Genomic DNA, 13,695 nt, shown 5'->3' on the forward strand with positions numbered 1-13,695 from the left:
ATAATAAAATAAATTTAAAGTGAAATAAAGATGTTTTATATTATAAAAATAAAATTTAGGAACTGAGAAGTATAATCTGTATGTGGTCACTTGGGTTATATGGAGTTAGTAGTGAAATAGACTAATTTAAATAAAAAATATAGATATCTATATTTTTTATTTAAGCTGGTATCTTTTTATATAAAACTAAGGGGGAAATATAATGAAATTACCAAAGAAAATAGCATCACTTCTTACTGTGACATTAGTAGCAGGAAGTGGATTAGGAAACTTAACAACTGTGGATGCAGCACAAGGTGCAGCTAGCGAAACTTTAGTAGGAAAAGGTAGATGGGAAACAGCAATAGAAATAAGTAAAAAGGGGTGGTCTAGCGCTAAAGAAGCAGTAATTGTAAATGATAGTGCATTAGCAGATGCATTAACTGCAACACCTTTTGCAGAAGCCAAAGATGCTCCAATGCTTTTAACTCAAAATAATAAATTAGATGAAAGAATAAAAGCTGAGTTAAAGAGATTAGGTGTACAAAAAGTTTATTTAATAGGTGGAACAAATGTATTAAAAAAATCAGTAGAAGATGCTCTAAAAGCTGAAAAATTATCAGTAGATAGAATTTGGGGAAATACTAGATATGAAACCTCTCTAGAAATAGCAAAGAGATTAGATAGTACAAAAGATGTATCTGAAATAGCTGTAGTAAATGGAGATAAAGGTTTAGTAGATGCAATAAGTGTTGCGCCAGTTGCAGCTGATAAAGATATGCCAGTAATACTTTCTCACCCAAGTAAAGGAACACAAGTATCTGATGAATTTATAAAAGGAGAAGATATAAAAACTTCTTATATAATAGGGGGAACAAGTGCGGTATCAAATGAAATAGGTAATAAATTTCCAAACGCTAAAAGATTAGATGGCGCAAATAGAAATGAAACTAATGCAAAAGTTATAGAAACATTCTATACAGAAAAAGAATTAAAGAATGCTTATGTAGCTAAAGATGGTATGGCTAAAGAATCAGAATTAATAGATGGATTAGCTGTAGGTGTACTTGCTGCTAAGAATGATTCACCAGTTGTACTAGTTAGAAACGGATTAAATCAAAAACAAAAAGATGTAACTAATACTAAATCTTTTAAGACTATAACTCAAGTTGGAGGAGGAAGTAATAAAGCTGGATTTGATCAATTAAGATCTATGCAAGAGGTTACTACATACAATGTAAAAACTGTAGTACAGTTAAATGAGTCTTTGGCTAAAGCTGATGCGAATGATGTTATAGATATGAATCTAGTTACAAGAGCTGATATAAATGAAGAAATAGTTATAACAACTACTAAAAAAATAGCCATAAACTTATCAGGAAACTACGAAAACACGATAACTGTAAGTGCACCAAATGCGAAAATAGTAAATAAAGGAACTATATCTAAACTAGTAGTAAAAGATTCTGTAGGAGGAAAAGTTGAAAATGCTAGTGGGGCAACTATTTCTAATATAGAAATTCAAGGAAGTGCTAGTAAGGTAGAAATAGTAAATGATGGTACAGTAACTAATATAAAAAATGATGCATCAGGCACTATTATAAGTAATAGTGGTACTATAACTAACAATCCAACGGGAAGTCAAAATCCAAGTTTAGACGGAAATAGACCAGGTGGATCAACGGGTGGAGGAAGCTCATCTGGAGGTTCAACTGTAGTTACAACTGCTAATGCATCTAATGAAGCTGAGTTAATTAAAGCTATTGATAATTCGGATATAAAAACAATAATATTAAATGATACTATAGATATAACAACTAGCTTAGATGGAAGAGGGAAAAAGATAACAGTAGATAGCACTACTACAGATCATGCACTACAAGTAGCAGGCAAAGAAGATGTTGAGATATCAGATCTAACAATAGAGAATGCAAAAGGATTTGGTATACAATACTATAATTCAACAGGAAGTTTATCAAATGTAACAATAAAGAACTCAGCTAAGGGTGGATTATTAGTGAATGGATCAACGGTAAATGCTACAAACTTAGTAACAGAAGGAAATGCATGGTATGGAGTTAATGTAGATAAAGGTCAAGCTAATGAAGAAAGAGAAGTTTTATTTAAAGTAGGAGAAGGTTGCGAATTTAGAGAAGATGTACAAATTCAATCAGATAAAGCAACACTAGACTTGGATTGGGTAGTAGCAGATGGATATCTTAAAGAAGTGGTTGAAGATGATGAAAAAACATGTATAAGATGGTCAAATAAAGTAGATAAATTATTAAGAGTAGAAAAAGGAGACTTTGTAGCAAGTAGTCAAGGTTTAAACTTTGATCCTGAAATTAATACATTTAGTGGAGTAATACCATACTTCAAAGACGGTGTTAGAACACCAGGAAATTATGTGGAAGTTAAAATAATAGCTCCAGAGAATAAAACAGTTACAGATGATGCATATCTAATTAAAAATGGTAAAAAATACCCAAAAGAGATATTTGATGAAACAGATTACTTAGTATATCGCCAACAAGTACTAAGACCAGGGCAAACTGATACATTAAAAATAAGTTGGGATGGAACAACAGAAGAAAAAATTACTATAAAAATAGATAATAATTCAACATTAGAGACGCTTGAAAAAATAAATAATTAAGGTGTAAAAAGAGAAATAGCATACTGTAGGAATGCTATCTAAAAAATATATAAACTAACTTTGGAGTAGACAAAGTAAAGTAATAAATGATTATCGAGTTTATATTATAAAACTCGATAATCTTTTTAATTTATCTGAAAATATGATACTTATATCATCGATATCATATAGTTACTTTAATTAATCAAATTAAAAAACTAAATTAAATAAATAGCCTAAGAACAGATAAAGGTATATAATAAAAAAGCCATAATCAAAATCTTAGGGGGATTAGAATGAGAATAAAATCAATAGACGTAGTTAGGGGACTAGCAATATTACTTATGATAATTGTAAACAATCCAGGAGTAAAAAGAGGATACATACAATTAGAACATGCAATGTGGAATGGAGTAACACTTGCTGATTTTGGATTTCCATTTTTCATAATATGCATGGGAGTATCAATACCGATATCAATAAACAATAAAATAAAAAAGAAAGTTTCAAATAGTAAAATAATAACAGACATAATAAAAAGATCCATAATAATGGTACTATTTGGACTGTTTTTAAACTACTTATCAAATTCTGATGTTAACAGCATTAGAATAATGGGCGTTTTACAAAGACTAGGAATAACTTATCTAATGGGTGGTATAATTTATTTAGGAATAAGAAAATTAAATAACAAAAATAATAACATAGTATCAATATTATTAAGTATATCATTATCAATAATATTTCTATACTACATAATAGCAAAAACATATGGGTTTGAAATGGAAGGTAGCCTAGCTCAAATAGTAGATATTAATTTACTTAATGGGAATTTATATAAGCAAAATTTTGATCCTGAAGGAATACTTACAACAATAGTATCCATATCTTCAGTACTTATGGGAAGTGTTATAGGGTGTATAATTACGGATAAAGAAAAATTAGAAAAAGATAAATTAACTAGAATGATATTATTAGGAATTGCTCTTAGTATAGGTGCATTTATATTTAATAAATATTTTCCATTTAATAAAAGATTATGGTCAAGTTCATTTGTATTATTAACTGGTGGAGTTTTTAGTATTATACTTTCAGTATTTTATTATATATGCGATATGAAGAAAAAGTATAAGACACTTGTTCCCATTATAGCACTTGGTAGTAGCCCTATATTTACTTATATGATGCTTGAAATTATTAGCAAAACCTTATGGAAGGTAAATATATTAAGTGATTTTAATAATGAAGTTGTTGGATTTAGAGCATGGGTAACATATGAGTTTATAACACCTTGGGCAGGTGATTTTTACGATTCTATAATATTTTCAAGCTTATATGCTGTAATTTGGATTATTATAATGCTTTATATGTATAGAAAAAATAAATTTATAAAAATTTAAGCAAGAGTATTTTGGTTAATGAATTTGTATACTTACATTACTCCACCATAGGATGAGTTAAATGTAAGTATACAGTAATAGACTGTTGATAAGAGATAAATCGGCATTAGCTAATATTTTCAAGCTCTAATACCTTTTTTATACAGTTATCATCTTTGAAATCTCTAGTTCTTTCACAATTTTTAACTTTAAAATCTGGAGTTGTTTTAAATTCTTCATCACATATTCCATCTTTATTTAAATACATACCACTTGCCATTCTAACTATTAAACCACTATTTTTTAGTTTAAATAAAATAGGATCTAGTCCTCTGCCATCTCCGCCAGTAGTTTTTCCTATCAAAGTTGCAAAATTAGTTTCTTTACAAAACATAGAAAATGACTCTGATGATGAATATACTTTATCATCTATAAGTAAGTATATATTTCCTTCAAAATTTAAATTATCTTTAGCTTTTATAGTATAGGATGCTTCTTCAAAGTCACTAAAATCATTAAAAATTTCCTGTGGTGCGTTAATTAATATACTTTGAGGCAACTTTTCAATAGGTTTTAGGCCGATATTTCTTACATTGGTATATTTCTTAACTATTTTACTATTATTTCTATAGACTCTATAGCCATTTATGATAGTATCATTTTTTATAAGCCTAGAAACTATTCCCTGCCAATAGCTATCACTTCCTCCTAAATTACCTCTTATATCGATGATTAAGGCTTTATATTTGCGTGATGCATTGATATAGTCCCCAATCATATTTAAATCTTTATCTGTAGATCCATTTCTTGATGCCATTGATGGCAAATATATGTATCCAACTTCATCTTTAACTATATCTTTTAAAGTTAGCTCTTTTTTTAAGAAAATATCTTTAGATATTTTAATTTTAGGTCTTATAGAATTGTATCTATCTACAACTTTTTTATCATCAAGAAAATCATACCAATTATTATTTGAATATGATTTTTTAAAAAGTTCATATCGGTTTTTATTATCTATGACTTCAGTATGTCTATTACCTAAGTCAGACAATATAGATGATAGTTCTTCTATAAATTCTTCATCATTTTTAGTATCTTTAATTCTTTTTAGATATTTATCTTTATTATCTAACCAATTTATATTATTACGTCTCATATTTACATCTAAATAAGGATATCCATCTTTTATGATATTGTACACATATTTAAAATCGCTTACCTTTTCTTTAGTAGATAGTTGATCAGATTTATTATAAAAGCGAGTACCTAGAAAAATTACAAATATAAAAATAATTATTGTAAATAATACTTTTCTTTTCATTATATTCACACCCTTATTGTTCTAATAATCTTAAACATTGTAACATCACTTTACAGTAAAATCTAGTTTACTGAATAATATATATTTATAATTATAACTTTGAATATAGTATTATCATCTAATTTAGAAGGCAATTAATATTATCTATTAATAGAAAAAGAGTTTATATAAAATGATGATACACTTTATATAAACTCTTTTATTTAAAAGTATTACAATTATTTTACTTGTTATATAATTCGTTTACTTTATCCCAGTCTATTACGTTCCATATGTTTTTAACATAATCAGGTCTAAGGTTTTTATATTTTAAATAATAAGCATGTTCCCAAACGTCAATTGTAAGTATAGGAACTAATCCATCTTGAAGAGTAGTATCTTGATTTGATGTTGCTTTTATAAATAAGTCTTTGTTTTTATCCATAACTAAAGATGCATATCCTGAACCAAATTGAGCAATAGCTTTTTTACTTAGTTCATCTTTTAAATTCTCTAGGCTTTCAAAAGTTTGATTTATTTTTTCAAGTAAGTCTCCTTTTGGAGTAGTACAAGCACTTGGAGATAAAATAGAGAAGTATAAGTTATGGTTATAAACTCCACCACCTTGATTTATAACACCTTGTCTAATTTGTTCTGGTAACTCAGATACATTTTTTAGAAGTTCTTCTAAAGTTTTTCCTTCAGTAAACTCTTCATAACCTTTTAAAAGATTATTTAGATTATTTACGTAAGTTTGTAGATGTTTACTATAATGTGTTTCTATAGTTTGAGCATCTATATAAGGTTCTAATTCATTAAATTCATAGGGTAATACTATTTTATCATACATTTTAAGCACCTCTTTTTTTATTAGTATATTCTATATATTCCCATTACATTCCTTAAGTAAACCAATTTAGTTAAATATATTTTTATTGTAACAATTACACAAGACAGATAATATAAAAAGTATTGTCTATTTTTATAAAATCAAGATGTAAAATTTCTGTATAATGGTGTCCAATGATTTCCTATTATGTTATAATTAAGACGATTAACGAAAAATAGGGGGTAATTTATGAAAAGGACAATAAAAATGATGGCTGCAGGATTAATAGCCACATCATTAGTTGCACCAACAGTATCATTTGCAACTAGTGCTAACTTAGAAAATAATGAAAATATTAATATAAATTTAGAAAAAACAACTGTAGTATTGGGAGATACGTCAAAAATAAGTATAAAATTCAAAGAAAATCTAAATGCAGATTCGATAACAATAAACTTCTTATGTTATGATATGCCACTTTCAGCTAATTTAAAATTCAATCCTGAAACAAACTCATATGAAGGAATAATAGAATTTAATAAAGACCCAGAATACTTAAATGTATGGCAAATAGAAAATATCACCATAAATGGAGAAAATAAACAAATATTAGATAAGCAAAAATTAGAAGAATTAGGACTGAACTTACAAGAGTATAATATAGTTCAAGAGTACATAATAACTAATAAGAAATATTTCAGTTCATATGTTGAAAAAACGTCAGCTCCAGTAAAAAAACTTATTGGTGACAATAGATCTCATACAGCAGCTAAAATAAGCCAAGAAGGATGGAAAGATGGAGCAGATAAAGTGATTTTAGTAAATGGAAATGCTATAGCAGATGGAATAACTGCAACACCACTTGCAACTACAATGAATGCACCAATACTTTTAACAAATAATGGCGGTATACCACAAAATACAAAAGATGAACTAGCACGTTTAAATCCTAAAGACATAATAATAATAGGTGGAGAAAGTGTTGTTTCTAATAATGTAGAAAACGAGTTAAAGACTATTACAGCTTCAAATGTACTTCGTATTGCAGGTAAAAATAGATATGAAACTTCTTTAAAAATAGCTAAAGAGATAGATGATTATCATGATGTAGAAAAGATATTTATAGCTAATGGTTATCAAGGTGAAGTAGATGCACTTACAATAGCTGCAAAAGCTGGTGAAGATAAACAACCAATAATATTAAGTGAAAAAACTAAATTACCAGAGATAACTTATAATTGGTTAAAAAATGAAAATTTAAAAAATGCATATTTCATAGGTGGAGAGAATAACTTGACTACAGATGTTATACATCAAGTTGCAGGAATAACTACTCCAGCTAGTGGGCAAAGTGTATATAATAATAGAGTATATGGAAAAGATAGATATGAAACTAATGCAAAAGTAATGGCAAAGTTTTATCCAAACGAAAAATTAAATTCAGTTTTAGTAGCTAAAGGAGATATTTTAGTTGATGCATTAACAGCAGGTCCTTTAGCTGCTAAATTAGGCTCTCCAATACTTATAACTAAGACTGATAGCATACCAAGTTATCACAATACTAATTTAAGTAATAAAACTGCTGATGTAGTTTATCAAGTTGGTGGAGGAGTTAAAGATGGTGTAATAGGTGATATTGCATATAAATTATCACTTCATAATAGTGGAACAAAAACTGTAGTTTTAGATCCGGGTCATGGTGGAAGTGATACTGGTGCACCAAATAAAGTAGACAAATCAATAGTAGAAAAGAATTATACTCTAGATGTATCATTAGCTACAGCTGATTATTTAAGAAAAAATAATGTAAATGTAGTTATGACTAGAGATAAAGATGTAACTATGAGTTTAAGAGAAAGAACTGATTTATCAAATAGAGTAAAGCCAAATTTATTTACAAGTATACATTTTAACTCATTCAATGGAGAGGCTAATGGACTTGAAGTATACTACAAAAATAAAGATAAAAATGGTGGACCAACTAAAACATTAGCAAATAATATTTACAACAGTATATTAGAAAAATTTAACTTAACTAAAAGAGGTCTTAAAACTAGAACTCTTGAAGATGGAAGAGATTATTTACATGTATTAAGAGAAACAGATGCTGATTCAGTATTAGTTGAATGTTCATTTATAGATAGTCCAAAAGATCAACAATTAGTTGATGAACTTCATGAAAGACAACTAATGGGAACACAAATTGGTAAAGGTATAGAAAAGACATTAAATTAGTGCACAGATTCTAGTTTGTTTTATCATTATAATAACAATTACTATATTATTACAATAATATTTACTATATTGATAAACTTATAATAATTGAGTATAATATAGAAATAAGTCAAAAAATGTTATTATAAGATTTAACATGCTAAAATGGAGGTAATTATGACTGGATATACTGGTGAAGGTTATGAATTTAATTACTTGCAATATAAAAATGCTATTGATTCTAGTGAAGTTAAAGGAAATTGGATGTTTGATGCATATCAAAGAATATTAGATATAGTACTTTCATTAATCGGCCTTATAATTGGAGTGCCTTTAATACTTATATTTGGAATTCTTATAAAAATAGAAGATAATGGGCCAATAACTTATAAACAAGAAAGACTAGGTAAAAATGGAAAGAAATTTTATATATACAAGTTAAGATCTATGAGAACCGATGCAGAAAAATTTGGTGCTCAATGGGCTGAAAAAGATGACCCAAGGATTACTAAAGTTGGAAAGTTTATCAGAAAAACAAGAATCGATGAACTCCCACAGTTATTTAATATTTTAAAGGGAGATATGAGTGTAATCGGACCAAGACCTGAAAGACCGTCATTTACGGCTCAATTTAATGAAGAAATACCTGGATTTATTAATAGACTAGCTGTTAAACCTGGGCTTACTGGATGGGCTCAAGTAAATGGTGGATATGAGATTACTCCTGAGGAAAAACTTATAGAAGATATGTATTATATAAGAAATAGGAGTGTTTCTCTAGATTTTAAGATACTATTCAAAACAGTAGCTGTAGTATTAACAGGAGATGGAGCTAGATAATTTTAAAAATTAGATTATTGACTATAAAGGGCTCTTATAAAGAGCCCTTTTATATTGAAGTAAAAAATTTAAAAAGAAGGATATGAGCATAGATGATAAAGAAAACTATATCGGCAGTATCGCTAAGTTTATTAATTTTTACATCATCAACATTAAATATTTTTGCAGATAGTAACTATAAAAAAGAGCTTATAGAAGGTAAAACACGTGAAATATCTATGAAGCTAAATAAATCTGTATTTAAAAAAGCTGATGAAGCAATACTTATAAATGAAAAATCTTTAGTAGATGGTATTAGTGCTACACCTCTTGCCTATGCAAAGGATGCACCTATAATAACTACTGAATGGAAAAAGATAGATAAAAAGACAATAGACTATATAAAGGATTTAGGTGTAAAAAAAATCACTATAATTGGTGGTTTAAAAGCTGTGTCCAAAACTTCTGAGAAAAAATTAACTGATATGGGGATAGAAGTAGAAAGAATTAGCGGAACAAATAGATTTGAAACTGCTACGGAAATTGCTTCGGAACTTAATAAAATTAATAATGTATCAGAAATATACTTAATAAACTCTAGAGCAGGTCTTGAAAATGCATTGTCTATATATGATAAAGCAGCTAAACAAAATACTCCAATTTTATGGTTTAACGATGGAGATTTTAAAGATACTAAATTTTTTATTAGAAAATACAAAATTAAAAAGGTCTATGTTGTAGGTGACTCAGAAAAATTTGTTTATGAAGTTGAAAATAGTAAAGCTAAAATTAAAGCTGACATTGATGCTGTAAAAGATATTAATAAATTTGACACTAATATTGATACAATAAAAGATTTACATAAAGGTGATATAAATAAGTTATACACTGCGAGTGTTGAATATGGAAATCGTTCTGATTCATCAAAATATATATCTTTAGGTGTAGTAGCGGCTAAACAAAATATACCAATATTAATTACAAGTGATTCTTTTACTCATCCTCAAGAAAAATTCATAGAGAAATCTAATGTAAAAGATATAATACAAGTTGGATCTGAAGTTAGTAAATATAGTATATTTAATACCCTAATGAGTAAAAATTTTATATCAGCTATGATATTAATAGTATTATTAGTAATAATAGTTGTAAGAGCATTTAAATATCAATCTTAAAAAGCTTTTTTCAAAAAGCTTTTTTGTGCTATTCAAAAAAAGTTTATTATATAAGGAGAAAAAGACATGTCAAAAACAGCTAAGGCAGCGCTTTGGATTATGATTGCAACGATGCTATCTAAAGTACTAGGTTTCTTTAGAGAAGTTGCACTTGCTAGCTTTTATGGAACGGGAGCATATTCTGACGTATTTATATTAACGTTAAATATACCGGGTCTTATTATTGCAGTTGTAGGTTCGGCAATAGCTACAATATATGTACCAATATATTTTGATACAAAAGAAAAACTTGGTGAAGAAGGGGCTCTTAAATTTACTAATAATATGCTAAATATCGTAGCAATATTATCTATAGTAATTGCAACACTTGGGCTTTTATTTACAGATCAACTTATAAATATATTTGCAGGTGGATTTGAAGGTGATAAATTTACCCTTGCTGTTAACTTTACTAAAATTATGATAGTAGGAGTAATATTCTTAAGTATTAGTAAAATATTAAGCACATTTTTACAAGTTAATGAAAGCTTTACAGTGCCAAGTTTAATTGGTATACCATATAATATTTTTATAATATCAGCGATTGCTATAAGTACTAAAACTAATCCTATTGTAATGGCAATGGGTGCACTTTTAGGTATGGCAAGTCAAATGTTATTCCAGTTACCATTTGTCATTAAGAAAGGTTATAAGTATAAGACTTATTTAAATATAAATGATGAAAATATAAAAAATGCGATAATTCTTATGCTACCGATGCTTATAGGTGTAGCTATAGGTCAGATAAATACAACTGTTGATAAAGCGTTAGCTTCAGGTTTAGGTAATGGGCCATTATCAGCTTTAAATTATGCTAGTAAATTAAATGATTTTGTTATGGCTTTATTTGTTACATCAATAGTAACTGTTATCTATCCAAAGTTAGCTCAAATGACTAGTTCAGAGAATAAGGATGATTTTATAAGCACTATAGTAAGATCATCAAACTGCATTGTTTTATTAGTACTACCGATTACAGTAGGAGCCATTGTACTAGCTGAACCAATAGTTAGGCTACTATTTCAAAGAAAAGCCTTTGATGCAGAATCAACTTATATGACATATACTGCATTAAGATTTTACTCACTTGGTTTAGTAGCTATGGGAGTAAGAGATATACTAACTAGAGTATTTTACTCTTTATCTGACACTAAAACGCCTATGATAAATGGAAGTATTGCTTTAGTAATGAATATTATTTTAAATTTAATACTTATAAAACCATTAGGATATATAGGTATTGCAATATCTACAAGTATTGCTTCTATTATTACTATTATACTTTTATTTATATCTCTTAAAAAGAAAACGGGTTACTTTGGAGGAGATAAAATAATAATTACAGGTATTAAGAGTTTAGTAGCAGCTATTGTAATGGGAGTTGTAACAATATTTGCATATAAAAGCCTATATAGTGTAATGGAACCTGGAAAATTAAATGATATAATTTCAGTTACATGTTCTGTTATAGTAGGGGCAGGTGTATATGGACTATTAATTATGATTTTTAAGGTTGAAGAAGTAAATTTAGTATTTGATATTATAAATAAAACTAAAAATAAAATATTAAAAAGATAATTGTTTAGGAAGGATAAGATTATGGATTATAAAAAGGAATATAAGGCATGGGTAGAATCTTCTTATTTTGATGAAAACACAAAGAATGAGTTATTAAGTATAGAAAATAATGAAAAAGAAATTCAAGAAAGATTTTATAAGAACTTAGAGTTTGGAACAGGTGGACTAAGAGGTATAATAGGTGCAGGTACTAATAGAATAAATATATACACAATTAGACGTGCTACTTTAGGTGTTTGCAATTACATAGAAAAAGCTATGGGACAGGTTGGAAAAGATAAAGGTGTTGTAATAGCTTATGATAGTAGAAATATGTCTAGAGAATTTTGTATAGAGGCAGCTAAAACTTTAGCAGCTTCTGGTATTAAGGCATACATATTTGATGAATTAAGACCAACTCCAGAGTTATCTTTTGCAGTTAGATACTTAAATTGTGCTATGGGAATTGTAATTACAGCAAGCCACAATCCAAAAGAATATAATGGATATAAAGTGTATGGTAGTGACGGTGGACAAGTTTGCATAGATATGGCAAATGAAATAATATCTGAAGTTAATAAAATAGAAGATTATAGTACTATAAAAACTGTTGATTTTGATAAAGCAGTTAATGAAAAAATGATAATAACATTAGATGAAGACGTTGATAAAGAATTTATAGATGCAGTTAAGTCTCAAATAATAAATCAAGATATAATAGATGAATACGGAAAAGATTTAAAGGTTATATTTACACCTATCCATGGAACAGGGAACAAATCTATAAGACGTGCTCTAAAAGAAACTGGATTTGAAAATGTTAAGGTTGTTAAAGAACAAGAAAATCCAGACCCTAATTTCTCGACTGTTATTTATCCAAATCCAGAAGAAAAATCTGTATTTAGTATAGCAATAGATTTGGCAAAAGAAGATAATGCAGATTTAATAATAGGAACTGACCCAGATTGTGATAGAGTTGGAGTTGTTGTTAAAAACTCTAATGGAGAGTATATAGTATTAAATGGGAATCAAGTAGGTTCACTTTTAGTTAGATACGTACTTGAAAGTTTAGCTAATAAAAATAAATCACCTAAAAATCCAGTGATAGTAAAAACTATAGTTACATCAGAACTTGGAGCAGAAATTGCAAAACATTATGGAGTAGAAACTTTAAATACTTTAACAGGATTTAAGTTTATAGGTGAAAAAATAAATAACTTTGAAATGAGTCAAGAAAAGTCTTTCATAATGGGATATGAAGAAAGTTATGGATACCTAATAGGAACTCACGCAAGAGATAAAGATGGTGTTGTTTCATCACTTTTAATATGTGAAATGGCAGCTTATTATAAATCAAAAGGCCTAAGTTTATACGAAGGTTTAATAGACACTTATGAAAAGTTTGGGTATTATAAGGAAGATTTAAAATCTATAACGCTAAAGGGTATAGAAGGTATAGAAAAAATAAAAGAAATAATGAATTATTTTAGAAATTCTAAAATGGATAAAATAGCAGATATAAAGATTAAAGATGTGCTAGATTATAAAAAGGGTGTAGATGAACTACCTAAATCTGATGTACTTAAATTCTTATTAGAAGATGGTTCTTGGATAGCTGTAAGACCATCAGGAACAGAGCCAAAGATTAAATTCTATTTTGGAACTAATAGTGAAAATTTAGACAGTGTTAACTTAAAACTATCTAAATTAATGACTTCTATGACAGAAATAGTTGATTCTATATAGATACAGAAAAGAGGTAAGAT

9 protein-coding genes and 1 riboswitch are annotated in these 13,695 nt (G+C 27.9%); of the genes, 7 read left to right on the top strand and 2 right to left on the bottom strand.

Features of this window, described 5'->3' with window-relative positions; translation table 11 throughout:
- Nucleotides 1-48 precede the first annotated feature (48 nt).
- A riboswitch (cyclic di-GMP riboswitch) is annotated at nucleotides 49-132 on the top strand.
- A gap of 70 nt (nucleotides 133-202) precedes the next feature.
- Together JNUCC81_RS02980 and JNUCC81_RS02985 are read left to right on the top strand one after the other, a co-directional pair.
- Entirely contained in the window at nucleotides 203-2,635 is a 2,433-nt protein-coding gene (locus tag JNUCC81_RS02980; RefSeq protein WP_454095244.1) for a cell wall-binding repeat-containing protein, read from the top strand.
- A 275-nt stretch (nucleotides 2,636-2,910) separates the two neighbouring features.
- The gene (locus JNUCC81_RS02985; RefSeq protein ID WP_454095245.1) at nucleotides 2,911-4,014 is read left to right on the top strand and encodes an acyltransferase family protein; all 1,104 of its coding nucleotides are present in this window, start codon (nucleotides 2,911-2,913) and stop codon (nucleotides 4,012-4,014) included.
- Nucleotides 4,015-4,120: 106 nt separating this feature from the next.
- Here the strand turns inward: JNUCC81_RS02985 and JNUCC81_RS02990 are convergent, their stop codons facing one another.
- Both JNUCC81_RS02990 and JNUCC81_RS02995 read right to left on the bottom strand, forming a co-directional pair.
- A complete protein-coding gene (locus JNUCC81_RS02990) occupies nucleotides 4,121-5,317 on the bottom strand; it encodes a S41 family peptidase (protein ID WP_454095246.1) in 1,197 nt (398 codons plus the stop codon).
- Nucleotides 5,318-5,540: 223 nt separating this feature from the next.
- Nucleotides 5,541-6,146, bottom strand: coding sequence for a superoxide dismutase (locus JNUCC81_RS02995; protein ID WP_454095247.1), 606 nt, complete (start codon nucleotides 6,144-6,146; stop codon nucleotides 5,541-5,543).
- A 228-nt stretch (nucleotides 6,147-6,374) separates the two neighbouring features.
- Between JNUCC81_RS02995 and JNUCC81_RS03000 the strand changes: the two genes are divergently transcribed.
- The 5 genes from JNUCC81_RS03000 (at nucleotide 6,375) to JNUCC81_RS03020 (ending at nucleotide 13,675) form a co-directional block, all read left to right on the top strand.
- A complete protein-coding gene (locus tag JNUCC81_RS03000) occupies nucleotides 6,375-8,360 on the top strand; it encodes a cell wall-binding repeat-containing protein (RefSeq protein WP_454095248.1) in 1,986 nt (661 codons plus the stop codon).
- Between the two features lie 156 nt (nucleotides 8,361-8,516).
- Entirely contained in the window at nucleotides 8,517-9,179 is a 663-nt protein-coding gene (locus JNUCC81_RS03005; protein ID WP_042271300.1) for a sugar transferase, read from the top strand.
- Between the two features lie 92 nt (nucleotides 9,180-9,271).
- Nucleotides 9,272-10,333 (top strand): cell wall-binding repeat-containing protein, encoded by a 1,062-nt coding sequence (locus JNUCC81_RS03010; RefSeq protein WP_454095249.1) that lies wholly within the window; start codon nucleotides 9,272-9,274, stop codon nucleotides 10,331-10,333.
- A gap of 66 nt (nucleotides 10,334-10,399) precedes the next feature.
- Nucleotides 10,400-11,950: a murein biosynthesis integral membrane protein MurJ gene (murJ, locus tag JNUCC81_RS03015; RefSeq protein ID WP_454095250.1), complete on the top strand. Its 1,551-nt coding sequence runs from the start codon at nucleotides 10,400-10,402 to the stop codon at nucleotides 11,948-11,950.
- Nucleotides 11,951-11,971: 21 nt separating this feature from the next.
- Entirely contained in the window at nucleotides 11,972-13,675 is a 1,704-nt protein-coding gene (locus JNUCC81_RS03020) for a phospho-sugar mutase (protein ID WP_454095251.1), read from the top strand.
- The last annotated feature ends 20 nt before the right edge of the window (nucleotides 13,676-13,695 follow it).

This window comes from Faecalimicrobium sp. JNUCC 81 (assembly GCF_053667625.1).

What these genes read in the sequence shown, in the direction of transcription:
- JNUCC81_RS03010 (WP_454095249.1), top strand. Translation starts at nt 9,272, where the DNA reads ATGATAAAGAAAACTATATCGGCAGTATCGCTAAGTTTATTAATTTTT.
- JNUCC81_RS02985 (WP_454095245.1), top strand. Translation starts at nt 2,911, where the DNA reads ATGAGAATAAAATCAATAGACGTAGTTAGGGGACTAGCAATATTACTT.
- JNUCC81_RS02995 (WP_454095247.1), bottom strand. Translation starts at nt 6,146, where the DNA reads ATGTATGATAAAATAGTATTACCCTATGAATTTAATGAATTAGAACCT.
- JNUCC81_RS02980 (WP_454095244.1), top strand. Translation starts at nt 203, where the DNA reads ATGAAATTACCAAAGAAAATAGCATCACTTCTTACTGTGACATTAGTA.
- JNUCC81_RS03000 (WP_454095248.1), top strand. Translation starts at nt 6,375, where the DNA reads ATGAAAAGGACAATAAAAATGATGGCTGCAGGATTAATAGCCACATCA.
- JNUCC81_RS03020 (WP_454095251.1), top strand. Translation starts at nt 11,972, where the DNA reads ATGGATTATAAAAAGGAATATAAGGCATGGGTAGAATCTTCTTATTTT.
- JNUCC81_RS02990 (WP_454095246.1), bottom strand. Translation starts at nt 5,317, where the DNA reads ATGAAAAGAAAAGTATTATTTACAATAATTATTTTTATATTTGTAATT.
- JNUCC81_RS03005 (WP_042271300.1), top strand. Translation starts at nt 8,517, where the DNA reads ATGACTGGATATACTGGTGAAGGTTATGAATTTAATTACTTGCAATAT.
- murJ (WP_454095250.1), top strand. Translation starts at nt 10,400, where the DNA reads ATGTCAAAAACAGCTAAGGCAGCGCTTTGGATTATGATTGCAACGATG.